Consider the following 24,285-nt stretch of genomic DNA (forward strand, 5'->3'; position numbering starts at 1 on the left):
CTCATGCGCCGGACGGACCGGACGGGCCGGACGGACCGACCGGACCGGACGACGATACGGCCGAGCCGGCGACAGCGGCTCGGTGAAACGGCCCCCGACGCATGCGGGGGACCTAGTAGGGCTTGGTCAGGTTGGTTGTGGTTGAGCGTGTCCTTCGGGACCGGCGTTGCGTTGAGAGGGTGTGACTCCGGACGAGATTGCTGCTGTGCGTGGTGAGTTGGAGGATTTCGCGGCGGAGGTTTTCGAGCCGTTCGCGAGGAACGACCAGCGTCGGTGGGGGCAGGTCTATCTCCGGGGCCTGCTCACGGACGGGCAGCGCAAGTCGGTCGAGCCGATGGCCGCCCGGCTCGGGGAGGACGGGAACCGGCAGGCCCTGGCCCACTTCATCACCACCAGCCCGTGGGACCCCGCGCATGTGCGGGCCCGGCTGGCGTGGAGGATGGAAAAGGCGGTCCGGCCCACCGTGCTGGTCTTCGACGACACCGGGTTCCTCAAAGACGGCAATGCCTCGGCGTGTGTGTCGCGGCAGTACACCGGCACCGCCGGCAAGGTCACCAACTGCCAGGTCGGTGTATCCCTGCACCTGGCGTCCGACCACGCGTCGGCGGCGGTCAACTGGCGGCTGTTCCTGCCCGAGACCTGGGCGCCCGGGTCCGCGAAGGCCGATCCTGCCAAGGTCGCCCGCCGCACCGCCTGCGGCATTCCCGAGGACATGGGGCATGTGGAGAAGTGGCAGCTCGCACTCGACATGCTCGATGAGACCCGCTCGTGGGGCATCGAGGTGCCGGTGGCCGTCGCGGACGCCGGATACGGCGACGCGGCGGCCTTCCGGCACGGCCTCCAAGCCCGCGGCCTGAACTACGTCGTGGGGATCTCCACGACCTTGTCGGCTCAGCCCGGCGAAGCCGTGCCCGTGACCGAGCCGTACTCTGGAACCGGACGCCGGCCGGCGGCGAAGTACCCGGACAAGCCGCAGTCGGTGAAACAGCTGGTCATCGCGGCGGGCCGGAAGGCAGCAAAGCCGGTGCAATGGCGTGAGGGCTCCCGGCCCGGCACCGGCCGCAGCGGCTTCAAACGGATGTACTCGCGGTTCGTGACGTTGCGGATCCGGCCCGCCGGACGCGAGGTCCGCCAAGCCGTTGACCGCCCGGAACTGCCCGAGTGCTGGCTCATCGCCGAGTGGCCCGCCGACCAGGCCGAACCCGTCCAGTTCTGGCTGTCCGACCTGCCCGCCGACACCCCGCTGACCACCCTGGTCCGCCTGGCCAAGCTCCGCTGGCGCATCGAGCACGACTACCGCGAGATGAAACAGGCCCTGGGCCTGGCCCACTTCGAGGGCCGTACCTGGAGCGGCTGGCACCACCACGTCACCCTCGTCTCCGTCGCACACGCCTTCTGCACCCTGCAACGACTGGCCAGAGCCCCAAAAGACACGGCGCCGGCCTGAGCCTCTACCGGATCGTCCGCGAGCTACAGACCCTCCTCGCCACCTGGGCCGGCGTCTGCCCAACCTGTCACCGCGGCATACCCACACCCACCCCAACCTGACCAAGCCCTACTAGTCCTTCGCCACCGCCGGGGCCTGCGCCTCGCTCCGGGCGCCGGCCGAGACCCGCCCCGCGTCGCGCAGCACCCCCGCGCCCACCACCAGGCCGAACGCCAGCGCGGTCACCACCCCGAACGACACCACCAGCGACGTCGCGTCCGCGACCGCGCCGATCGCCGACGGTGCGATCAGCCCCGACGTGTACGTGATCGTGGCCACGCCCGCGATCGCCTGGCTCGTGTTCGGCCCGCTGCGCCCCGCCGCCGCGAAGGCCAGCGGTACGACCACCGCGACACCGAGCCCGATCAGCGCGAAGCCGGCCATGGCGAGCGCCGGATGGGGCGCGGCCACCACCAGAGCGCCGCCGGCGGTCGCCGCGACGCCGCCCACCCGGACCGTGCGTACCGGCCCGAACCGGTCCACCACCCGGTCCCCGGCCAGCCGCGCCACCGCCATCGTCAGCGCGAACGCGGTCGTCGAAGCGGCCGCGACACCCGGCGACGAGCCCAGCACGTCCCGCAGGTAGACCGCCGACCAGTCCAGGCTCGCCCCCTCCGCGAAGACCGCGCAGAACCCGATCGCACCGATCACCAGCGCCGACTTCGGCGGCAGCGCGAAGCGCGGCGGAGCCTGGGCGCCCGGCGCGCTCCGCAGGTCGATCACTCCCTGGCAGGCGATCAGCCCCAGCACGGTCAGGGCAACGGCGGCCAGCGCGTGGTGCAGCCGCGCGTCGCTGCCGAGGTGCGCGGCGACCGTTCCCGCCGCCGAGCCGATCAGCGCACCCGCGCTCCACATGCCGTGCAGGCCGGACATGATCGACTTGTCGAGCCGGTTCTCGACCTCGACACCGAGCGCGTTCATCGCCACGTCCGACATGCCCGCCGTCGCGCCGAACACGAACAGCGCGGCGCACAGCGTCAGCAGATTCGGCGCCAGGGCGGGCAGGGTCAGCGACAGCGTCCACAGCACCAGGAGCCCCCGCAGCGAGGTCCGTGCCCCGAACCGGTGGCTGATCGCGCCGGCCAGCGGCATCGCCACCGAGGCGCCGATCGCGGGGAAGGCCAGTGCGAGGCCGAGCTGACCCGCACCGACGCCCGAGTGGTCCGCGATCCAGGGGATACGGGTGGCGAAGCTGCTGGTGACCGCACCGTGCACACAAAACACGGCGGCCACGGCATACCGCGCCCGCTTCAACCGCTCCCGGCCGAAGACCGCTTCCTCCGTCATACGCCGTGTCCTCCCCGTCGCTCGCCGCCGGGCTTCCAGCGTGCCGCAGTAAACTATCAGGGACCCTGCCTGATAAATAGAAGGCGCCGTCTGGGAGGATCCGGGGCATGCCCGCATCACCGAGCACCGCCCGGGCCATCAACGACCGGTTCGCCCTCAAGCTCCTCCAGGACGAGGGCCCGTTGACGGCGACGCAGCTCAGAACGCTGACCGGACTCTCCCGCCCCTCCGTCGCCGACCTGGTCGAACGGCTCCGGGGTGCGGGCCTGATCACCGTGGTGGGGGAGACCGGCGCGCAGCGCCGCGGCCCCAATGCCCGGCTGTACGGGATCGTCGCCGACCGCGCGCACCTCGCCGCGCTCGACGTACGGACCCAGGGGGTCTCCGTCGTCGTGGCCGACCTGCTCGGCAGGACCCTCGCGGAGGCGACGCTGCCCATCGACGGCGACGCGACCGGCACCGGGCCCGCCGTCGAGCAGGCCGTGGGGCTCCTCGAACGCACCGCCCGGGAGGCCGGAGCGGGGCGCCTGCACAGCGTCGGCATCGGCGCACCCGGGCTCATCGACCCGGCGACCGGGGAGCTGCGCGACACCACCGGGCTCCCCGCCTGGCACCGCAGGCTGGTCGCCGCCCTCCAAGAGCGGCTCCCCGCCACCGTGCTCGTCGAGAACGAGACCAACCTCGCCGCCGTCGCGGAGCAGCGGCTCGGCGCGGCCCGCGACCGCGACACCTTCGTACTGCTCTGGCTCGGCCACGGCGTCGGCGCGGCGCTCGTACTCGACGGCAAGCTGCGCCGGGGCGCGTCGGGCGGGGCCGGCGAGGTCGGCTTCCTGCCGGTACCGGGCGCCGTGGGCCTGCCCTCGGCCACGGACTGCGGAGGCGGATTCCATACGCTGGTCGGCGGCGCCGCGATCCGCGAACTCGCCGCCCGGCACGGCCTCGTGACCGCCGGGGACACCTCCGCCGCCGCCGGCGTACGGGCGGCCCTCGCGGCGGGGCCCGCGGGTGAGCCCTTCCTGGACGTCCTCGCCACGCACCTGGCCGTCGGCGCCGCGGCCGTCACCGCCGTCCTCGACCCCGGCTGCGTCCTGCTGGGCGGGGAGACCGGCCACACGGGCGGTGCCGCCCTCGCCGCCCGCGTCGCCGGAAAGCTGGCCGCGATGTCCCCGCTGAGCACCGAGGTGCGGGTGGGGGCACTCGGCGACGGGGCGGTGCTCCAGGGCGCGCTGCTCGTGGCACGGGACGCCGCCCAGGACGACGTCTTCGGCCCCCAGGGCTGAGACAGAGCCCGAGCCGAGCCCCAAAGCCGCAGAACAGCCCCGGGGCCGAGAAGTGAGACCCGGCGGCGGGAAGGGCCGGTCACCGCCGCCGGGCGTTCGTGCGGGGGTCAGGTCAGCAGGCTCCGAGGTCCTGCCAGACACCCCACTCACCGGTAGTACCCGGCTCTTCCCCCTTGGTCCACCACTTGGACTTCCACTGGTGCGACTTGTGGGCGACGGTCGTACCGCCGCCGTACTCGGACGTGGCGCTCCACGCGGGCGCCGCGCACGGTCCGCCCGGGCTCGGCGTGGGGCTCGGGTCCGGCCCCGGTCCGGGGCCCGTTCCCGGGTCCACCAGCGTCGTACCGCGCGCCAGGTCGCCCGCCAGGGCGTAGGACTGGCCGCCGAAGGTCACCGTCCAGTTGGACGGGGTGGAGGTCGGCAGGTAGTAGACGAAGTCCAGCTCGACCGACGCGCCCGGCGCGAGCGTCTGCCAGGCCGGCAGCTTCAGCGAGACGCGGTTGTAGTCGCCCTTCAGACCCCCGATGTTGTTGGCGGCCGTGTGGTCGCTGCGCACGATCCTCGTGTTGAACCCGGACTGGTCCTTGGCGTTGGCGGGCGCGGAGGTCGCGTAGTCGAACTGGAACTCCGTGCCGCCGGGCAGCGTCGCCTTCGTGTTGTTCGTGATCTTCAGCTTGGGGCTGATCGGGTAGTTGGAGTCACCGAGCGGGAACTGCCCGAAGTCCACACCGATGTCGAGCGCCTTCACCGGCAGCTCCACGGTGGAGCGCTTCGCGCCGTACGGCGAGGCCGACTTGAACTTCTCGTACATCGCCGTCGTCAGCGAGTCGCCGATCTCGTACTGGCCCTTCGCCGCGTTCCAGTCGTAGTCGCCCGCGAGCTCCCAGACCATCGTGCCGCCGATGCCCTTGTCGACCACGTAGTCGGCCTTCGCCTTGACGGACTGCTCGTCCTCGGTCGACAGGAAGACCTTCTTCTCCGCGTTCCACAGCCAGGGCGCGACGAGCGTCGCGTCGTACTTGCGGGCGTACGTGCCGGTCAGCTTCGTGTCGGAGGGGAAGCCGTACTTCGTGACGTAGTCCCCGACGACGCCCTTCTCCAGGTTCTTCGCGTGCCACATCGGGTTGGACCCGGCCGGGGACTCCTTGCCCGCCGTGTCCTTGTCGTGCCACAGGTTGTCGATGCCGGAGGCCCCGTCACCGCACTTGGTCAGGCCCGCGCCGGCCGGGCAGTTCGTCGAGGGTGCCTTGCCCCACAGCCCGTCGGTACCGCCCTGCACGTTCTTGTGCCCGCGGGTGTAGTACGGCAGGCCGATGTTGATGCGGCCGGCCGGCATCGAGCCGCGGAAGTAGTGGTACGCCCAGTCGGTGTTCAGGTAACCGACCCCGCCGTACTGCGCGGTCGAGTACACGCCCGCGGCCGCCAGTTCGGCGTCCTTGCCGTCGTCGAAGAGCGAGGCGTTCGGGCCGACGTACTCGTTCCACGCGCCGTGCAGGTCGTACGACATGATGTTGACGTAGTCCAGGTACTTCTGGACCTGGAACGTCTCCATGCCGCGCAGCAGATAGCCCGACGAGGGCGCGGCCACCGTCAGCAGGTAGTGCTTCCCGTCCGCGGCGCCCGCCCGGTCGAGCTTCTCGCGCAGCGACTTCATCAGCGCCGCGTAGCCCTTGACCAGCCCGGCCCGGCGACCGTTGGAGTACGAGAAGTCCAGCGGATTGCCCGCGTCCTTCATCGTCGTCGGGTACTCGTAGTCGATGTCGACGCCGTTGAAGCCGTACTTCTTGATGAACGCGACCGTCGAGTCCGCGAACGTGTCGATGCCCGCCTGGTTGACCGAGCCGTCCGCGTGGGTCGCCATCGAGTAGAAGCCGCCGGAGTTCACCCGGTCGCCGTTGTCCGCGAAGTACCCGCCGGTTTCGGCCCAGCCGCCCACCGACACCAGGGTCTTCACGTCCGGGTGCTGCTTCTTGAACTTGCTCAGCAGGTTGAAGTGGCCCTTGTAGCCGTACGCCGGGTCCATCTCCGCACCGGCCACGCCCGGCCAGGTCATCCCGGTCGCGGCGTTCTTCTCGCCGTCGGAGCCGACCGAGATCCTGTGGTCGCTCCTGATGTGCGCGAAGGCGTAGTTGAGGTGGGTGACCTTGTCCCACGGGATGTCGGAGGCCAGGTACGCGGGCTCGCCGTTCTTGCCCGTACGCCAGCCGGTGAAGTAGCCGATGACGCGGCGCTTGTGGTCGGCGCCCATCTTCTCGCGGCCCTCGGTGTCGTAGACGGAGCAGTACGGGACGTCAACGCCCGGGGTCTTGTACAGCCCGTCGGGGCGACAGGACTCGTGGTCGGCGGCGTGCGAGACGCCTCCGGTGAGCGAACTGAGCAGGAGAGCGGCGACGGTTGCGCCGGCGGCGAGCAGGGAGGTTCTCGCTCGGGTGGGGGACAGCACGGTCTGTTCCTCCTGGGGAGGGTCGGCCTGGCACAGCGAACGACGGGTGATCGTCTTGTGGCGCAGACGTTAAGAGGACTAGACCAGAGCGTCAATAGGTATGGACCAATCTTCTGTGAGCCGGGCCACAGGAAATCCGATGCGTGGCACCAGGCCGGCGTGGCACACTGACCCTGTACCAGCAGCAGCGCACTCCGGGGTCGGTGTAATTCCGAACCGGCGGTTACAGTCCGCGACCCGGTCACCTCCAGTGACCGGTTGAACAGGTGAAATTCCTGTACCGACGGTGAAAGTCCGGATGGGAGGCAGTGCGCGGCGGGCCGTCACAGGTCTTGGGTACGCCGCTGTCGGCGGTTCGGTTCGTTCCTGCGGGGGCGCTCCCTCTTTTCCGGCTACGGCGTCCCGTCGTACCCGTTGGCGTTTTCCCGCTCTCTGTCGTCATCGACAGCCCCGGAGTCCGTGCCCGAAGAGGCAGGAGGACCCGGTGGCCACCGCAGCCGAAGCCACGACCGACGCGAACGCCATGCGCCGGGCCATCACGCTGGCCGCGCGCGGACTCGGCTCCACCAGCCCCAACCCGGTCGTCGGATGCGTCGTCCTCGACGCCGCCGGACAGCCCGCCGGAGCCGGATTCCACCGGCGCGCCGGCGGCCCGCACGCCGAGGTGCACGCCCTGCGCGAAGCGGGGGAGCGGGCGCGCGGCGGTACGGCGTACGTCACGCTCGAACCCTGCAACCACACCGGTCGCACCGGCCCCTGCGCCCAGGCCCTCGTCGCCGCCGGGATCGCCCGCGTCGTCTACGCCGTGGCCGACCCGAACCCGCAGGCCACCGGTGGCGCCGACACCCTGCGCGCGGCCGGCGTCCAGGCGGAGCGGGGCCTGCTCGCGGACGAGGCGGAGGCGGGCAACATCGCCTGGCTCACGTCCGTACGCCTCGGCCGCCCGTACGTCCGCTGGAAGTACGCCGCGACGCTCGACGGCCGTATCGCCGCCGCCGACTCCACCAGCCGCTGGATCAGCTCCGCCGAGTCCCGCGCCGACGTCCACCGGCTGCGGGCCGAGGCGGACGCCGTGATCGTCGGCTCCGGGACGATGCGCGCCGACGACCCCCACCTCGCCGTACGCGGCGCAGGGACCACCGAGGGCGTCACCCAGCCCCTGCGCGTCGTCGTCGACACCAACGCCACCGCCGTCAAGCCCGGCGCCCGCGTCCTCGACGACGCCGCACCCACGCTGATCGCGGTCGCCCAGGACGCCGACGCCGCGCACCTGGACGGGACGGGGGCGGAGGTCGTCCGGCTGCCCCGCGCCGCCGGCGGCCTGGACGTCCACGCGCTGCTCGCCGCCCTGCACACCCGGGGCGTGCGTTCCGTACTCCTCGAGGGCGGCCCCACGCTCGCCGGGGCGTTCGTCGCCGCGGGCGCCGTCGACGCCGTCACCGGCTACCTGGCCCCCGTCCTGCTCGGAGCCGGCCCGGCAGCCCTCGGCGACGCCGGAATCACCACCCTCACCGAAGCGTTGCGGCTCGACGTCACCGAGACCGCGCGCATCGGCCCCGATCTGCGCATCACCGCCGTTCCCGCCACTCCCGTATCGAAGGAGCACTGAGTGTTCACCGGAATCGTCGAAGAGCTGGGTGAGGTCACCGCCGTCGAGAACCTCGGTGACGCCTCCCGCTTCCGCCTGCGCGGCCCGCTCGTCACCGAGGACGCGAAGCACGGCGACTCGATCGCCGTCAACGGCGTCTGCCTCACCGTCGTGGAGTGCGGGGACGGTGAGTTCACCGCCGACGTCATGGCCGAGACCCTGAAGCGCTCCAGCCTCGGCGCCCTCACCACCGGCTCCCGCGTGAACCTGGAGCGCCCCATGGCGCTCGGCGGCCGCCTCGGCGGACACCTCGTCCAGGGACACGTCGACGGCACCGGCACGATCACCGGCCGCGAGCCGTCCGAACACTGGGAGATCGTCAAGGTCTCGCTCCCCCAGGACCTCGCCCGGTACGTCGTCGAGAAGGGGTCCATCACCGTCGACGGCGTGAGCCTCACCGTCGTCGAGGCCGGGGACGACTACTTCACCATCAGCCTCATCCCCACCACCCTCGACCTCACCACCCTCGGCATCAAGCAGGCCGGGGACCCGGTCAACCTGGAAGTGGACGTACTCGCGAAGTACGTCGAGCGGCTGCTGGGCGCCGACCGGAAGGAGAGCGCCAAGTGAACGCCGTGTCCTGGCTGAACAGTGAGGCCTTCACGCTCCTCGACCAGAAGATCATCTGGTCGGACATGATCGGCAACACCATCGGCCTGATCGCCCTCGCCCTCGGCTGGCGCCGCTCGATATGGACCTGGCCCGCCCAACTCCTGTCGGGCGTGGTGCTGGTCGCGGCCAATGTCTCGGTCCAGCAGGCGGGCGGCGTCGGCAAGCAGATGATCGTCATCGCCGTCGCCGTCTGGGGCTGGCAGCAGTGGACCCGCGGCCGGCAGAGGGCCCAGGACGGCTCCCTCGCGGTCCGCTTCGCCACCTGGCGCGAGCGCGGATACCTCGCCGGCGGCGCACTGTTCGGCACCCTCGCGGTCGGCGCCCTGTTCACCGTCTTCCCGAAGCTCTCGTGGAGCCCGTGGGCGGACGCCTACATCTTCGTCGGCACACTGGTCGCGATGATCGCCCAGGCCCGCGGCATGGTCGAATTCTGGTTCGCCTGGCTGCTCGTCGACCTCGTCGGCGTACCGCTCAACTTCGCGGGCGGTCTCGCCTTCTCCGGCCTCATCTACATCGTCTACGGCGCGCTCGTCCTGTGGGGCATGCGCGACTGGTGGCAGCGTTCGCGCGCGAGCGTGAAGCCCGCCATGGAAGGAGCAGCAGCATGAGCGCCCGCCCGTCACCCGCCACCGCCCTGCCCGAGGACCTTCGCGCCCCGGAATCCCCGCCCACCTGGTACAGCACCGACAACGCCGAGGACCTCGCCCTCGACCCCGTCGAGCAGGCCATCCGCGACATCGCCGCCGGCCGCCCCGTGGTCGTCGTCGACGACGAGAACCGCGAGAACGAGGGAGACCTAGTCATCGCCGCCGAGATGGCGACGCCCGAGATCGTCGCGTTCATGATGAGCGAGTGCCGCGGCCTGATCTGCGCGCCCATGGAGGGCGACGAGCTGGAGCGGCTCGAACTCCCGCAGATGGTCGAGAACAACACCGAGTCGATGAGTACGGCGTTCACCGTCTCCGTCGACGCCTCCGCCGCGCACGGCGTCACCACCGGCATCTCGGCCGCCGACCGCGCCGCGACCCTGCGGCTCCTGGCGAGCGGCCGCTCCACCGCGGGCGACTTCGTCCGCCCCGGCCACATCTTCCCGCTGCGGGCCAAGCCCGGCGGCGTACTCGTCCGCAACGGCCACACCGAGGCGGCCGTGGACCTCGCCCGGCTCGCCGGCCTGCGCCCGGCCGGCGCGATCGTCGAGATCGCCGGCGAGGACGGGGTGATGCTGCGGCTGCCCGAGCTGATCCCGTTCGCCCGCAAGCACGGCCTGACGATCATCTCCATCGAGGACCTGATCGCCTACCGCCGCACCTCCGACCCCAAGGTCCGCCGCGAGGCCACCGTCCAGCTCCCGACGTCCTTCGGGGACTTCACGGCGTACGGCTACCGCTCGACCGTCGACGGCGTCGAGCACGTCGCGCTCGTGCACGGGGAGATCGGCGACGGCGACGACGTCCTGGTGCGGATCCACTCCGAGTGCCTGACCGGTGACATCTTCCACTCGCAGCGCTGCGACTGCGGCCCCCAGCTGGAAACGTCCATGCAGCGCATCACCGAGACCGGGCGCGGCGTCGTCGTCTACCTGCGCGGCCACGAGGGGCGCGGCATCGGGCTGCTGTCCAAGCTGCGGGCGTACGAGCTCCAGGAGCTCGGGCGGGACACCCTCGACGCCAATCTGGAGCTGGGCCTTCCCGCCGACGCCCGTGACTACGCCGCCGGGGCGCAGATCCTGGAAGACCTCGGCGTGCGGAGCCTCAGGCTGATGACGAACAACCCCGAGAAGACGGCCGCGCTCGTCCGGCACGGGCTGACCGTCATCGGACGCGAGCCCATGCCCGTCACGGCGGGCGAACACAACCTGCGGTACCTGCGGACCAAGCGGGACCGGATGGGGCACGACCTTCCGTGGCTGGACGGCGCCTCCGCCTCCACCTGCGGCAACCAGTAACCCGTACCAACCTCGAAGGAGACAACGCGTGAGCGGCAAGGGCGCACCCGAACTGAGTGTGAAGAACTGCGGCGACCTCCGGGTGGCGGTGATCGCGGCCCAGTGGCACGAGAAGGTCATGGACGGCCTCGTCGACGGCGCGCTGCGCGCCCTGCACGAGCTGGGCATCGACGAGCCGACCGTGCTGCGGGTCCCCGGCAGCTTCGAGCTCCCGGTCGTCGCGAAGGTCCTCGCAAGCCGTGGTTACGACGCGATCGTCGCCCTGGGCGTCGTCATCCGCGGCGGAACCCCCCACTTCGAGTACGTGTGCCAGGGCGTGACGAACGGCCTCACGCAGGTCTCCGTCGACACCGGCGTCCCGATCGGTTTCGGCGTACTGACCTGCGACACCGAGGAGCAGGCGCTCGACCGGGCCGGCATCGAGGGCTCGAACGAGGACAAGGGCCACGAGGCCGTCACCGCCGCCGTCGCGACCGCGACCACGCTGCGCACGGTCGCCGAACCCTGGCGCTGAGTGGCACCGGGCCACCCCGTACTCTTAGGACCATCATGGCCAACAAACCCGCCAAGAGCTTCGAAGAGCTCTTCACCGAGCTCCAGCACAAGGCCGCCACCGGCGACCCCTCCACCTCCCGCACCGCCGAGCTGGTGGGCAAGGGCGTGCACGCCATCGGCAAGAAGGTCGTCGAAGAGGCCGCCGAGGTCTGGATGGCCGCCGAGTACGAGGGCAAGGAAGCCGCCGCCGAGGAGATCTCGCAGCTGCTGTACCACGTCCAGGTGATGATGGTCGCCCGCGGGATCTCGCTCGACGACGTCTACGCCCACCTCTGAGCCGCACGCCCCGCGTACGTACGACACCACCTACGACTCCCACCGCACAGAAGGAACCTGACCTCATGCTGCGCATCGCCATTCCCAACAAGGGCTCCCTCTCCGGACCTGCGTCGGAGATGCTCCATGAGGCCGGTTACCAGCAGCGCAAGGAGTCGAAGGAGCTGCGCCTCGTCGACCCCGAGAACGAGGTGGAGTTCTTCTACCTGCGGCCCCGCGACATCGCGATCTACGTGAGCTCCGGCCGCCTCGACATCGGCATCACCGGCCGCGACCTGCTGCTGGACTCCGGCGCCAACGCCGAGGAGATCCTCCAGCTCGGCTTCGCCCGCTCGACCTTCCGTTACGCCACCAAGCCCGGCACCGCGACCGGCGTCAAGGACTTCGGCGGCATGACGGTGGCGACCTCGTACGAGGGCATCGTCGCCAAGCACCTCGCCGACGAGGGCATCGACGCCGCCGTCGTCCACCTGGACGGAGCGGTCGAGACGGCCATCGAGCTGGGCGTCGCCCAGGTCATCGCCGACGTCGTCGAGACCGGCACCAGCCTGCGCAACGCCGGCCTCGAAGTGATCGGCGAGCCGATCATGAAGTCCGAGGCCGTCGTGATCCGCCGGACCGGCGTCTCCGCCGAGGAGGCCGTCGACCCGAAGGTGGCCCAGTTCCTGCGCCGCCTCCAGGGCGTCCTGGTCGCCCGCAGTTACGTGATGATGGATTACGACTGCCGCGCCGAGCACCTCGAAGCGGCCGTCGCGCTCACCCCGGGCCTGGAGTCGCCGACCATCTCGCCGCTGCACAACGAGGGCTGGGTCGCCGTCCGTTCCATGGTCCCGGCCAAGGAGTCCCAGCGCGTCATGGACGACCTGTACGAGCTCGGCGCGCGCGCCATCCTCACCACGGCCATCCACGCCTGCCGCCTCTGACCGCCGGACAGCCGCCGGCACCTGCCCGCGGTCTCCCCGCACCCCTCCGCACCTCCCTGCACCTCCCTGTAAGGAACGCGACCGCCGTGTCTCAGCCCGAGCTCCCCACCCTGCCGGTCACTTTCCGGCCGACCCGTACCCGGGCCGTCCTGCTGACCGTCGGGGTGGCGATGTTCGCCGTCATCACCGCCATCGCCCTGCTCCTCGAAACGCTCAGCGCCGGCGAGCGGGTGTCGTTCGTCTTCACCGCGCTGCTGCTCTTCGGTGTACTGCTGCTGCTGAGCCGCCCCAAGGTCGTCGCGGACGAGGCCGGCGTCACGGTCGTCAACCTGACCACCAGGCGCCGGCTGGAGTGGGCCGAGATCGTACGGGTCAACCTGCGACCCGGTGACGCCTGGGTCTTCCTCGACCTCAGTGACGGCACCAGCCTGCCCGCCCTCGGCATCCAGCCCGGAGTCGCCAAGCAGCAGGCCATCCGCGACGCCGCTGCCCTGCGCGCCCTCGCCGAGTCGCGCGGCACCGGCACACACACCGGCTGAGCCCCTGCCCGCGCCGCCTCCGTCCCGTTTACTCTGTGGGAGGCGGCGCCGAGTGCGCCCCGCTCCGCGTTCAGGGGTCCCGTCCGGGCCCGCGGAGCCACCTGCGACCCGAGGAGTGACTCCCTCCAGCAATGGACGGATCGTCCGGCAGTACCCGCGCCGCCCTCTTGTGTGAACCCTCCGAGGCGGCGGTATGACCATCCCCCTTCTGCTGCTCGCCGCGGCATTCCTCCTGATCCTCGCCAACGGCTTCTTCGTGGCCGCCGAATTCGGCCTGGTCACCGTCGAGAAGCAGGACGCCGAGCGGGCGGCGGCCGAAGGCGACCGGCGCGCCCGTACCGTCGTCGCGGCGCTGCGAGAGCTGTCCTTCCAGCTCTCGGGAACCCAGCTCGGCATCACCATCACCTCGCTGGTGGTCGGCATGCTCGCCCAGCCCGCGCTCGCCGAACTGCTGGCCGGTCCCTTCGGGGCGGCCGGGATACCCGCGGGAGCCGTCTCCGGCGTCGCCGTCGTGGTCGGCATGCTGCTCGCCTCCGCCGTGCAGATGGTGATCGGCGAGCTGGTCCCCAAGAACTGGGCCGTGTCCCGGCCGTTGCAGGTCGCGCGCTTCGTCGCCGGACCGCAGCACATCTTCTCGACGGTGTTCCGGCCCGTGATCTCCCTGCTGAACGCGGTCGCCAACCGGCTCGTCCGCATGCTGGGCGTCGAGCCCACCGACGAGCTGGCCTCCGCCCGCACACCCGGCGAACTCGTCTCACTGGCCCGTCACTCGGCGCGGGCCGGCGCCCTCGAACAGGACACCGCCGATCTGTTCGTACGCAGCCTCTCGCTCGGCGGACTCACCGCGCAGCACCTCATGACGCCGCGAGTGAAGGTGATCGCCCTCCAGTCCTCCGCCACCGCGGCCGACGTACTCAACCTCACCCGCGCCACCGGCCTCTCGCGCTTCCCCGTCTACCGGGAGCGCATCGACGAGGTCGTGGGCATGGTCCAGCTCAAGGACGCACTCGCCGTGCCCCCGCACGCACGCCTGCGGACCCCGGTGGCCCGAGTCGCCGTACCGCCGCTGATGGTGCCCGAGACGCTCCCCGTGCAGCAGCTCCTGGAGCGGCTGCGCAGCGAGCAGCCGATCGCCGTCGTCGTCGACGAGTACGGCGGTACGGCCGGGGTCGTCACCCTGGAGGACATCGTCGAGGAACTCGTGGGCGAGGTCAGGGACGAGCACGACGACGAGGGTGCCGAGCGGCCGGAACTGGCCGCGGCGCCCGCCGAGGACGGCCGTCCGGCCTGGGAGGCCGCCGGCAGCTGCCGGGTCCTCACTCTGCGGCGCATAGGTCTCGAAGTGCCGGAGGGGCCGTACGAGACCGTGGCCGGCCTGGTCGCCGGTCTGCTGGGACGCATCCCGGCCCCCGGCGACCGCGCCGAACTGCCCGGGTGGCGCATCTGCGTGCGCCAGGTGGACCGCTACCGCGCCGAGCGGGTGCGGTTCGTCCGTACCGCCCCGGTCGTCACGGAGGCCGTGCGATGAGCGTTCTCCACCTGCTGTTCGCGGGCCTCCTGGTGCTGGCCAACGGCTTCTTCGTCGGCGCCGAGTTCGCGCTCGTCTCCGTACGCCGCAGCCAGATCGAGCCACTGGCCGCCGGGGGCTCGGCACGCGCCCGGCAGGTCATGCAAGGGCTGGAGAACCTGCCGCAGATGATGGCGGCGGCGCAGTTCGGGATCACCGTGTGCTCGCTGACCCTCGGCGCGGTCGCGGAGCCGACCGTGGCGCACCTGCTGGAGCCGGTCTTCCACGCGGTGCACCTGCCGCCGGGGCTGATCCACCCCCTCGGATACGTGATCGCGCTCGCCGTGGTCGTCTTCCTGCACCTGGTCATCGGCGAGATGGTCCCCAAGAACCTCGCCATGGCGGCGCCCGAGAAGACCGCTCTGTGGCTGAGCCCGGGGCTCGTCGGCTTCGCCCGGCTGTGCCGTCCGGTGACGGCGGCGCTCGGCGCGTGCGCGCGGGTGGTGCTGCGGCTGTTCGGGGTCGAGGCCAGGGACGAGGTCGAGGCGGTGTTCACCAGTGAGCAGCTCAACCGCCTCGTCGAGGACTCGGGCCAGGCGGGGCTCCTGGAGCCCGGCGAGCAGGAGCGCCTGGAGGACGCCCTGGAGCTGGGCAGCCTGCCGGTCACCGACGTGCTGCTCGACCGGGCCTCGCTGGTCACAGTGAAGCCCTCGGTCACCCCGCGCGAGATCGAGGAGCTGACTGTACGGACCGGCTACTCGCGCTTCCCGGTGTGCGTCGGCGGCGGCGCCTTCATGGGGTACGTCCACGTCAAGGACGTACTCGACCTGGAGGAGCGGGAGCGGGCGGTGCCGCAGCGGGTCTGGCGCCCGATGGCGACGCTGAGCGCCGAACTGCCCCTGGACGACGCCCTGTCCGTGATGCGCCGCGCGGCGACGCATCTGGCGCAGGTCGCGGACGGGTCGGGGCGGGTGCTCGGGCTGGTCGCCCTGGAGGACGTACTGGAGATGCTGGTGGGCGAGGTGCGTGACCCGGCCCACCGGGTCACGGCGCCCCGGCCGCCGCAGGACACGGCGACGACGGCGGACGAACCGGCGGCCCTGGTCGGGTGACCGACGAGCCGCCGCCGTGGTGGGCCGCCCGCGCGTTCAGAGCGCGGGCGGCTCCTGCCGCCCCCGGTTCGCCGGGCCGCGCCCCGACAGGACCTCGCCGTACGCCTGCATCAGGTCGGGCAGGCGCAGGGTCGCCAGGTCGTCGCGGGTGGGCGTGGCGGCGTAACCGGAGAGCCGGAGGTCCCGGTACGCGCAGCTCTTCTCGTACAGCGTGCGCAGGAAGCGGCCGTTGCCCAGCTCATCGATCCAGCCCTGGTCGACGACGTGCCCGCTGATGCTGCGCAGCTCGTCCAGCACCTCCTCGTCCCACCTGTCGCCGTTCTCGGCGGCCAGCACCTCGCCGATGGCCGTCAGTTCCAGGGGCCGGTAGCTGGGGAAGTCGACGCGGGTCGTGAAGCGGGACGAGAGGCCGGGGTTGACCGCGAGCAGGCGGTCCATGCCCTCCGGGTAGCCGGCGAGGATCACGACGAGGTGGTCCCGGTTGTCCTCGGCGCGCTTGAGGAGCACCTGGAGGGCCTCGTCGCCGTACGCGTCGCCCTTGCTGTAACCGGAATTGGAGAGGGAGTACGCCTCATCGACGAAGAGCACCCCGCCGATGGCCGAATCGATGAGCTCGTTCGCCTTGACGGCGGTCTGGCCCAGGAACTCACCCACCAGATCGGCTCGTTGGGCCTCGACCAGATGGTCTCCGCCGAGCAGCCCGAGCGCGTAGAACACCCTGCCGAGGATCCGGGCGACGGTGGTCTTGCCGGTGCCGGACGGCCCGGAGAAGACGAAGTGCCGCTTCGGGGGCTGGACGGGAAGGCCCTGCCCGGCGCGCAGCCGGGCCATGTTCAGCTGCGCGGAGAGCGCCTTGACCTGGCGTTTCACCGGTTCGAGGCCGACCATGCGCTCCAGCTCCGCCAGGGCCTCGGCGAGCAGCGCGGGGTCGGAGGGACCGGCCGGGAAAGCCTGCGCCGCGCCCGCCCCCGGCCTCGGCGCTACGCCCGCCTTGTCCCGTACGCCGCTGTCCGTGGCGGCGCCGGCGGCCGGCGCCGGGCCGACCGGCGGCGGCTGGACCATGCCGCCCAGCAGCAGGTCGCGGCCGCCCTCGGGAACCTCGGGCCCCGTGAGACTCTCCGTGTCACCCGCCGCGTCCGCCGCGTCCTGGCCGATCCCGGCCAGCGACACGGCGGCGAACCCGGCGGAGTCCTCGTAGCCGTCCCCCTCGGCGATGGCCGCGAGCCGGGCCGAGGTGTCCATGAAGGCCGGGTCCACCCGGTGCACGGCCCGGTAGAGGGGCAGCGCCGCCGCGCTGCGCCCGGTGCCCTCGTGCGCGCGGGCCAGCCAATAGCGCAGTTCCTTGCGCTGCGGCTGCTCGCTGCGGCAGCGCATCAGCGCCGCCGACAGCATGGGCTCGGCCTGCCCGTACATCTCCAGACGCACCCGCGCCATACCGCCGAAGAGTCCCGTCTCGATGCCGAGCAGCGGGTCGTCGACGAGCGGATCGGTGTGGCGTACGAGCTGTTCCCAGTCCTTGACCAGATACGCGCGGCAGGCGTGCAGGAACCGCACCTGCGGATCGGCGTCCACCGGCGGCAGCCCCGCCAGCGCCCGGTCCAGCTCGGGCACATGGCGGCCGTCGAGCCAGTGGGACGCGTGCGCGAGCAGCAGGTCGCGCGGCTTCTCCAGGACGGGCTGGACCCACCAGCCGAGCCAGTACCAGGAGTTGAGGGTCCGCCGGTGGCGGGCGCGCTGCTCGCCGAAGCGCTCGCGGTGGCGGTACATGCGCAGCAGCGCGGTGGTGGTGTCGACGCGCAGCGCGTGCAGGCCGAGCCAGCCGTCGGCCATGCCGGGATCCATCCGTACGGCAGCTCTGAATTCGTCTTCGGCCTGCGGGTACGCGCCCATCGTGTACGCGTCGACACCACGCAGCCAGGCGAGGTCGGCCGGGGCGTTCACACCCTGCGTGCCGAAATCCGTCACATCCCCCACAGACCGTGCCCCCTGTGATGTGCCGCCGGGTCCGCGCCCGCCGACTGCCCTCAGAACCGCCGTGTCGCGGACGGGAATTGACCGCACTGAAGGGCATCGTACCCGGGTGGGCGGCCCGTACTTAAGGGTGCCGCCAGGCCCGGCGGTGACGGTGACCCAGGGTGAGCGAACCGCGTCGTCCGACGCCCGTGGAGGGCGTTGTGGGCAGAACGAAGCCCCCGATCACGGGGGAACAACCGGGGGCTTCGCGTCTGCGGCGGCTTCGGAAAGCCGCACATTGAGAACGTAAGACCTGTACGGCCCCCGGGTCAAGCGGAGTTGAGGCACTCTCGGGGGAGGTTTTCAGGCCGTTCCCGGGGGTGGGGCCTGGTGGTCACTCACCGTGACGGAGTGGTTCGGCAACGCTGTCGCGGAAGTTCCTTCGCGCCACTCGTACCCCTTCAGGCACTGCCGCACCAGTAGATCGGCGTACGGCCGTGAGGGGTCCGTGGCGAAGTGGCGCGTCTCCGCCGCCGTCCATCCGTCCCAGAAGCCGGCCTGGGCCGGCCCGTCCCGATGCCGCCCGCGCGCCCACGACTCCCGGGCTCCGAGGTCCATCCAGAGCAGCCGCGCGAGATCAGGCCGTACGGCGGCCCGCCCGGCCCCGACCCCCTCGATCAGCACGACGGGCGCCGGCTCCAGCGGGCGGGCGGGGCCGAAGCGCCGCAGCGTCCAGTCGTACGGCGCGTACCGCGCGCACTCGCCGCGCGAGAGCGGACCCGTCACCTGCTCCCGCAGCCGTCCGGTCCACTCGAAGAGCTCGTCGTGGGTCGCCAGATCGTCGAGATGCAGTACGGGCGCCCCGCCCAGCGCGGCCGCGAGCCGCCCCGCGAAGGTGCTCTTGCCGGAGCCGGCGTGCCCGTCGACGGCGATCAGCCGTACAGGACCGCAGGAGGGCGGCAGCGCGAGCAGGGACCGGGCGAGCTGATCGAGGCGTTCCACGCCTCCACCCTAGGCGGCGCGCCGGATTCCGGTTCTTCCGCCCGGCCGCCCTCCGGAAGGCCGCCGAGCGCGCCGGACGGGCCCGCCCGCCGCCCGGAGCGCACCCGGCGCACACTCCACCGGTCCACACCAATATTGGTGCGGCGACGCGGTCCGAAGTGCTGGCAGAAGCCCGCCCCCACGGCCATAGTGGGCCCACTGTCGTGCACCTGCCCGCGCATCCGCATCCGACTCGGGGGCCATGACCATGACCGGACCCACCTCCCGCCGCACCGTCCTGACCGCGGCGATCGCCGCGGCACTCGGCGCCGCCGCGGCGTCCACGGCCCCGGCCGCCGCCGTCGCCACCGGCGCTGCCACCTCACGCCTCGTCGACAACCGCTTCTGGTACTCCGCCGCGGACTGGCGCTCCGGCGCGGCGGCCGGCACCAGGATGCTCGCGGGCCGCAGACCGGGACTGGTCATCGGGACGCCGTCGGGCCGCACCGACTACACCGACCCGCACACCGGCACCACCTCCACCTGGGAGAGCGCCACCTGGACGTCCCCGGTCCACCGCTGCGGCGTCCCCGCGACCGAGGTCATCGCCTCCTGGAACGCCCGCACCCCACCCGGCACCTGGCTCGCGGTCGAACTGCGCGGCACCTACTCGGACGGCACCACGACGCCCTGGTACGTCATGGGCCGCTGGGCGGCGGGCGACGCCGACATCAAGCGCACCTCGGTGGACGACCAGACCGACGGCCGCAGCACCGTCTGGACCGACACGTTCGCCATGAACAGCTCGGCCGGCGCCCTGCGGCTGGCTTCGTACCGCCTCAGACTGACGCTGCACCGCAAGCCGGGCACCGACCTGACGCCGACGGTGTGGCGCCTGGGAGCGATGGCGTCCGACATCCCGGACCGCTTCACCGTCCCCGCCTCCCAGCCCCGCGTCGCCCGTGAGCTCGTGGTCCCGCGCTACTCGCAAAACACCCACATCGGCCAGTACCCGGAGTACGACAACGGCGGTGAGGCGTGGTGCAGCCCCACCTCCTCGCAGATGATCATCGAGTACTGGGGGCGCGGGCCCACCGCCGAGGACCTGGCCTGGGTCGATCCGCAGTTCGCGGACCCACAGGTCTGCCACGCGGCGCGCTTCACCTTCGACCACCAGTACTCCGGCTGCGGCAACTGGCCCTTCAACGCCGCTTATGCCGCGACGTACAAGGACATGAGCGCGGTCGTCACCCGCCTCCACTCGCTCACCGAGCTGGAGACCCTGATCCGCGCGGGCATCCCCGCCATAACGTCGCAGTCCTTCCTCAAGGAGGAGCTGACGGGCGCGGGGTACGGGACGGCGGGCCACCTGATGACCGTCATCGGCTTCACACCCGACGGAGACGTGATCGCGAACGACCCCGCCTCGCCCGACAACGAAGCCGTACGCCGCGTCTACAGGCGCCGCGAGTGGGAAAATATCTGGCTCCGTACGAAGCGCTACAACGCGAGCGGGAAAGTGGTGTCCGGCACAGGTGGTGTCTGCTACCTCTACTGGCCCGCCCGCCCCACGGCCGCCCAGGAGCGGGCTCTCGCGGCCGTCGGCGTCCGCTGACCGTCGGACCGCCTGGGGGCGTGACGAACGTCATCTACCCCTGGGCGTGGTCCCGGAGGCACTGTGGATTCCATGACCGCGACCACCGCCGCCATCACCCGCGCCGGCCTCGCCGCCGCCGGAACCAGGGACCGCACCGGCGGCCCCGACGAGGACGGACCCCGCCTGCTGGAGCACCTCATGGGCTGGACCCTCGTCGTGGTCCTGGCCATGTTCGTCACCCGGGCCGGGCTCATGTAGCGCGTTCCGGGTCACGACGCCTCCAGGGTCAGCCCGTCCGTGACGATCACGTCCGAGGTGACCAGCGCCTGTTCGGCGCTGACATCGGTCATGAAGACGAACGGCGGCACCACCGGCGGCACCGGCAGGCCGTCCGGGGTGAAGGTGAGACAGAGGATGCCCTCCAGACAGCCGCTGAACTTGGTGAGGTAGAGCGTCACATCACCGCGCAGGTCGAGGGTGTCGGCCCGCAGGGCCAGTTCGTCCCGGCCGTCGCGGGTCCTGAGCCGGTAGTCGGTGAGGGAGGCCGACCGCATCCTGAGCACCATCGCCTTCACGGGCCCGTCGGCGGTCGGCACCTCCCGTACACCGGCGATCAGGAACCCGTGCGGCGCGAACAGCGTGGTGGTCACGGTCGGCGGCGTACGCGCCGCGACGACGGGCCCCGGCCCGGGCGCCTTCTGCACCGGGCTCTGGGCGAGCGCCGCCAGCAGTACGACCGGCAGCGCGGCCGCGAGCGTCCGAGGCCCCTGACCGTCGCGCAACGGCGAGGGCGTGTCCGGATCCTCCCGCCGCTCCTGCTGTACGGGCGTCCAGCCGAAGCCCATCGCGCTGCCCGCGATGCCCAGCACCGTCCCGACGACGAAGCCGCCGAGATTGGTCGCGGCGAAGGACAGGACGGACAGCAGCAGCGCGTGGACGCTCACGTAGTGGCGGGTGTGCGGCAGGAACCACAGGAACAGGCCCGCCGCGATCAGCGCGAGCCCGATGCCGATGGCCGCGAGCCCGCCGAGCCCGAGGCTGACCAGGACGGTCAGCGGGGACAGGGGCACCAGCAGCAGTTCGGTGCCGCCGAGCATCAGCAGCAGCCCGCCCCAGAACGGGCGGGTCCGCCGCCAGGCCCGCAGCCTGCGCCGCAGGTCCGGGCCGGGCAGCCGCTCCGCCGGCCGCTCCCGGTCCGAGCGGCGGGTCAGAAACACTTCTCGCCGTCCAGGCTCACGTCGATGCTGAGCCCCTTCAGCCGGAAGTTCCCGCCGGTCGCCGACCAGGCGTGCGACCTGACGCCCGCGACCTCGATGTCCCCGGCCTGGAGCCCGAACTTCCCGGCCCCGCCCTTGATCCCGGGCACCTGGTCCAGGGTCGAGGCGTCCCGGCCGATCTGCGCCGTGCCGAAGCGGGCGTCGCCGACCAGGTCCTCGGCGTCGATGACGAGGCTGCTGGCCGTCACCTCACCGGCCTCACCGCCCGCCGTGAGCTTGAAGACGACCTTGCCGACCGGGGTCGCGACTTCGGCGGCCTGACAGATGTCGCTGAGCCTCGCGTCTCCGATGCCGAGGAGGGCGACCGGATGGCCCTTGCCGTCCGCCGAGCGGTCCGTCTGTACGTAACTGGACAGCCCCTGGCTCGTCAGCTTTCCCGAGGCCACCTGGAAACTCGTCCCCGACACGGCGAACGACGCGGCCAGTGCTCCCTGGCCCATCAGCGACGCCATCACGCCGACGGCGAGGACCGCCGGCGTCGCGACGACCGCTGTCTTCTTCCATGCCGTCCTGCCCTCGGCAGGCGGCTGCTTCGCTGCGCTCACTTGTTCCTCCCGAACGTCGTCGTGGTGCGCGGGGGAAGTGCGTGGAGGTGCGTGGAGGTGCCGTGCGCGTGCGTGCGTGTGCGTGCGTGTGCGTGGAAAATCCGCCGACAGGCCGCAGCCAAAAGGGAGTTCGCGCAGGTCTGCCATACTGCGGACATGCTGTGGCAGTTGGAGACTAGGGCCGGTATTGAATATTAGTCAACAGCGTGGTTCCAGCGAGCGATCGCAGGTGCGCCGCGCCGAACTCATCGCGACCGGGCGCAAGTTGTTCGCCGACACGTCGTACGACGCGCTGTCGATGGACGACATCGCGCGGCACGCGGGCGTGGCCAAGGGCTTGATCTACTACTACTTCAAGAGCAAACGCGGCTACTACCTCGCCATCGTCGAGGACTCGCTCGCCGGACTCGTCGCACGGCCGGCCGGCGAGCGGGACCTGCCGGCCGCCGAGCGCCTGAGGCGCACCATCGACGGATACCTGCGCTACGCCCAGCACCACCAGGCCGCGTACCGCACGATCGTCACCGGCGGCGTCGGCTTCGACACCGAGGTGCAGGCCGTCCGGGACGCGGTCCGCGAGGAGCTGATCGCCACCATCGCGGAGGGCGCGTACGGCCGCCGCGACATCCCGCCGACCGCCCGGTTGGCCCTGGTCGGCTGGATGGCCGGCGTCGAAGGGGTGACGCTGGAATGGCTGGGTCACCAGGAGCCCGACCGCGACGCCGTGCGCGAGCTGCTCACCAGGCTGCTGCGTGCGACGCTCCGTACGATCGAGGAACTGGAGCCGAGCTGCCCCGCGCCGTCCGGCACCCCGTGACGGAAGCCGATCCATCGGGCATACTCAACGCGCCACAGCCGCTGGCCAGCGACTTCCGTGATCCGGAGGGGTGCCGGCGGACAGGCAGAGAGACCGGCGGCGCCGCCACACCCTGCGCGCGCGACCGCCGCAGCGCCCGACAGGGAGGAGAGCGCCCCCATGCCCGACCGCGCCCCGCAGCCGGTGGAACGTCAGCTGCCCACCGAGGAGTCCCGGGATCTGCTCGCGCTCGTGCGCGACATGATCCAGCGGGAGATAGCCCCCCGGGCCGCAGCCGAGGAGGACGCCGGGCACTTCCCGCGCGAGATCTTCGCGCTGCTCTCCGAATCCGGTCTGCTCGGTCTGCCGTACGACGCCGAGTACGGCGGCGGAGACCAGCCGTACGAGGTCTACCTCCAGGTACTCGAAGAGCTCGCCGCCGCCCGCCTCACGGTCGGCCTCGGCGTCAGCGTCCACAGCCTCGCCTGCCACGCCCTGGCGGGCTACGGCACCAAGGAGCAGCAGGCCGCGCATCTGCCCGCGATGCTCGGCGGCGGCCTCCTCGGCGCCTACTGCCTCTCGGAGCCCGCCTCCGGGTCCGACGCGGCCTCGCTGCGCACCAAGGCCGTGCGCGACGGCGACGACTGGGTGATCACCGGTACCAAGGCTTGGATCACCCACGGCGGCGTCGCCGACTTCTACACCGTCCTCGCCCGTACGGGCGGTGAGGGCGCCCGGGGCATCACGGCCTTCCTGGTGCCCGGAGACGCGGAGGGGCTGAACGCCGCGGCGCCCGAGAAGAAGATGGGCATGAAGGGCTCGCCCACGGCCCAGCTCAACTTCGACGGCGTACGGGTCCCGGACTCCCGCCGCGTCGGCGAGGAAGGGCAGGGCTTCGCGATCGCGCTGTCCGCGCTCGACTCCGGCCGCCTCGGGATCGCGGCCTGCGCGATCGGCGTCGCCCAGGCGGCCCTGGAGGAGGCCGCCTCGTACGCCACCGGGCGGCAGCAGTTCGGCCGTCCGATCGCCGATTTCCAGGGCCTGCGCTTCATGCTCGCCGACATGGCCACCCAGATCGAGGCCGGCCGGTCGCTGTACCTGGCGGCGGCGCGCCTGCGGGACGCCGGGCGGCCGTTCTCGCGGGAAGCCGCGATGGCGAAGCTCTTCTGCACGGACGCGGCGATGCGCGTGACGACCGACGCCGTCCAGGTGCTCGGCGGCTACGGCTACACACTGGACTTCCCCGTCGAGCGCTACATGCGCGAGGCGAAGGTGCTCCAGATCGTCGAGGGTACGAACCAGATTCAGCGCATGGTCATCGCCCGCCGTCTCCTGGGTCCCGAGACGCGCTGAACCGCCCCGCCTCCGGCCATGCCGGGGACGCCACGAGCCGGGTCCACTCCGGGTCGCGGCGTCCCGGCAGGGTGCGGCCGTGGTGGTGCCACTGGCGCAGGAGGGCCCGGTAGAGGGGCGGGTCCGAGGGATGCGGAACCGATTCTGCGGTAGCGGAGGGCGGGGGAACG

The 24,285-nt window shown here is 71.7% G+C and carries 22 protein-coding genes and 1 riboswitch; of the genes, 16 read left to right on the forward strand and 6 right to left on the reverse strand.

The annotated features are described in order from the left end of the window. Positions 1-181: 181 nt before the first annotated feature. Complete coding sequence (locus AS594_RS28745; protein ID WP_069935477.1) at positions 182-1,447, forward strand: IS701 family transposase; 1,266 nt, start codon at positions 182-184, stop codon at positions 1,445-1,447. Between the two features lie 111 nt (positions 1,448-1,558). Here AS594_RS28745 and AS594_RS28750 read toward each other — a convergent pair whose 3' ends face one another. Next, entirely contained in the window at positions 1,559-2,773 is a 1,215-nt protein-coding gene (locus tag AS594_RS28750) for an MFS transporter (protein ID WP_069935478.1), read from the reverse strand. A 107-nt stretch (positions 2,774-2,880) separates the two neighbouring features. On the opposite strand from AS594_RS28750, the gene AS594_RS28755 reads away from it, so the two are divergent. Then, positions 2,881-4,053 (forward strand): ROK family transcriptional regulator, encoded by a 1,173-nt coding sequence (locus AS594_RS28755; protein ID WP_069929740.1) that lies wholly within the window; start codon positions 2,881-2,883, stop codon positions 4,051-4,053. Between the two features lie 112 nt (positions 4,054-4,165). On the opposite strand, the gene AS594_RS28760 is transcribed toward AS594_RS28755, so the two are convergent. Further along, entirely contained in the window at positions 4,166-6,496 is a 2,331-nt protein-coding gene (locus AS594_RS28760) for a chitinase C-terminal domain-containing protein (protein ID WP_069929741.1), read from the reverse strand. A 185-nt stretch (positions 6,497-6,681) separates the two neighbouring features. Next, a riboswitch (FMN riboswitch) is annotated at positions 6,682-6,812 on the forward strand. Between the two features lie 168 nt (positions 6,813-6,980). On the opposite strand from AS594_RS28760, the gene ribD reads away from it, so the two are divergent. The 10 genes from ribD to AS594_RS28810 all read left to right on the forward strand — a co-directional run bounded on the left by ribD (position 6,981) and on the right by AS594_RS28810 (position 15,613). Then, a complete protein-coding gene (gene ribD / locus AS594_RS28765) occupies positions 6,981-8,105 on the forward strand; it encodes a bifunctional diaminohydroxyphosphoribosylaminopyrimidine deaminase/5-amino-6-(5-phosphoribosylamino)uracil reductase RibD (protein WP_069929742.1) in 1,125 nt (374 codons plus the stop codon). Beyond that, positions 8,106-8,714 (forward strand): riboflavin synthase, encoded by a 609-nt coding sequence (locus AS594_RS28770; protein WP_069929743.1) that lies wholly within the window; start codon positions 8,106-8,108, stop codon positions 8,712-8,714. After that, the gene (locus tag AS594_RS28775) at positions 8,711-9,364 is read left to right on the forward strand and encodes a nicotinamide mononucleotide transporter family protein (RefSeq protein WP_069935479.1); all 654 of its coding nucleotides are present in this window, start codon (positions 8,711-8,713) and stop codon (positions 9,362-9,364) included. Before AS594_RS28770 ends, AS594_RS28775 begins: the two co-directional genes overlap by 4 nt. Continuing rightward, positions 9,361-10,701: a bifunctional 3,4-dihydroxy-2-butanone-4-phosphate synthase/GTP cyclohydrolase II gene (locus AS594_RS28780; protein WP_069929745.1), complete on the forward strand. Its 1,341-nt coding sequence runs from the start codon at positions 9,361-9,363 to the stop codon at positions 10,699-10,701. Before AS594_RS28775 ends, AS594_RS28780 begins: the two co-directional genes overlap by 4 nt. A gap of 28 nt (positions 10,702-10,729) precedes the next feature. Next, a complete protein-coding gene (ribH, locus tag AS594_RS28785; RefSeq protein ID WP_069929746.1) occupies positions 10,730-11,215 on the forward strand; it encodes a 6,7-dimethyl-8-ribityllumazine synthase in 486 nt (161 codons plus the stop codon). Positions 11,216-11,250: 35 nt separating this feature from the next. Beyond that, positions 11,251-11,532 (forward strand): phosphoribosyl-ATP diphosphatase, encoded by a 282-nt coding sequence (locus tag AS594_RS28790; protein ID WP_069929747.1) that lies wholly within the window; start codon positions 11,251-11,253, stop codon positions 11,530-11,532. A 65-nt stretch (positions 11,533-11,597) separates the two neighbouring features. Continuing rightward, positions 11,598-12,455 carry an ATP phosphoribosyltransferase gene (hisG, locus tag AS594_RS28795; protein ID WP_069929748.1) on the forward strand — a complete coding sequence of 286 codons (858 nt, stop codon included), beginning with the start codon at positions 11,598-11,600 and terminating at the stop codon, positions 12,453-12,455. 86 nt (positions 12,456-12,541) lie between these two features. Next, complete coding sequence (locus tag AS594_RS28800; RefSeq protein ID WP_069929749.1) at positions 12,542-12,994, forward strand: PH domain-containing protein; 453 nt, start codon at positions 12,542-12,544, stop codon at positions 12,992-12,994. A gap of 193 nt (positions 12,995-13,187) precedes the next feature. Then, a complete protein-coding gene (locus AS594_RS28805; RefSeq protein ID WP_069929750.1) occupies positions 13,188-14,522 on the forward strand; it encodes a hemolysin family protein in 1,335 nt (444 codons plus the stop codon). After that, a complete protein-coding gene (locus AS594_RS28810) occupies positions 14,519-15,613 on the forward strand; it encodes a hemolysin family protein (protein ID WP_069929751.1) in 1,095 nt (364 codons plus the stop codon). The genes AS594_RS28805 and AS594_RS28810 overlap by 4 nt, the downstream gene beginning before the upstream one ends. 36 nt (positions 15,614-15,649) lie before the next feature. On the opposite strand, the gene AS594_RS28815 is transcribed toward AS594_RS28810, so the two are convergent. Next, positions 15,650-17,587 (reverse strand): AAA family ATPase, encoded by a 1,938-nt coding sequence (locus AS594_RS28815; protein ID WP_079144360.1) that lies wholly within the window; start codon positions 17,585-17,587, stop codon positions 15,650-15,652. Positions 17,588-17,929: 342 nt separating this feature from the next. Next, positions 17,930-18,568: a uridine kinase family protein gene (locus AS594_RS28820; RefSeq protein WP_069929753.1), complete on the reverse strand. Its 639-nt coding sequence runs from the start codon at positions 18,566-18,568 to the stop codon at positions 17,930-17,932. A 247-nt stretch (positions 18,569-18,815) separates the two neighbouring features. On the opposite strand from AS594_RS28820, the gene AS594_RS28825 reads away from it, so the two are divergent. Together AS594_RS28825 and AS594_RS43095 are read left to right on the forward strand one after the other, a co-directional pair. After that, positions 18,816-20,162 (forward strand): peptidase C39 family protein, encoded by a 1,347-nt coding sequence (locus AS594_RS28825; RefSeq protein ID WP_069930846.1) that lies wholly within the window; start codon positions 18,816-18,818, stop codon positions 20,160-20,162. Positions 20,163-20,234: 72 nt separating this feature from the next. Next, a complete protein-coding gene (locus AS594_RS43095; protein ID WP_107357877.1) occupies positions 20,235-20,402 on the forward strand; it encodes an SCO1431 family membrane protein in 168 nt (55 codons plus the stop codon). An 11-nt stretch (positions 20,403-20,413) separates the two neighbouring features. Here the strand turns inward: AS594_RS43095 and AS594_RS28830 are convergent, their stop codons facing one another. Both AS594_RS28830 and AS594_RS28835 read right to left on the reverse strand, forming a co-directional pair. Continuing rightward, positions 20,414-21,355 carry a DUF6114 domain-containing protein gene (locus AS594_RS28830; RefSeq protein ID WP_176733188.1) on the reverse strand — a complete coding sequence of 314 codons (942 nt, stop codon included), beginning with the start codon at positions 21,353-21,355 and terminating at the stop codon, positions 20,414-20,416. Further along, entirely contained in the window at positions 21,352-21,873 is a 522-nt protein-coding gene (locus tag AS594_RS28835) for a DUF6230 family protein (RefSeq protein WP_420877904.1), read from the reverse strand. The genes AS594_RS28830 and AS594_RS28835 overlap by 4 nt, the downstream gene beginning before the upstream one ends. A 280-nt stretch (positions 21,874-22,153) precedes the next feature. Here AS594_RS28835 and AS594_RS28840 point away from each other — a divergent pair, with 280 nt between their 5' ends. Next, on the forward strand, positions 22,154-22,783 hold the full coding sequence (locus AS594_RS28840; protein ID WP_069929755.1) for a TetR/AcrR family transcriptional regulator: 630 nt from the start codon (positions 22,154-22,156) through the stop codon (positions 22,781-22,783). Positions 22,784-22,942: 159 nt separating this feature from the next. After that, positions 22,943-24,115 (forward strand): acyl-CoA dehydrogenase family protein, encoded by a 1,173-nt coding sequence (locus tag AS594_RS28845; protein WP_069929756.1) that lies wholly within the window; start codon positions 22,943-22,945, stop codon positions 24,113-24,115. The last annotated feature ends 170 nt before the right edge of the window (positions 24,116-24,285 follow it).

This window comes from Streptomyces agglomeratus, from assembly GCF_001746415.1.
Taxonomy (GTDB): Bacteria; Actinomycetota; Actinomycetes; order Streptomycetales; family Streptomycetaceae; genus Streptomyces; species Streptomyces agglomeratus.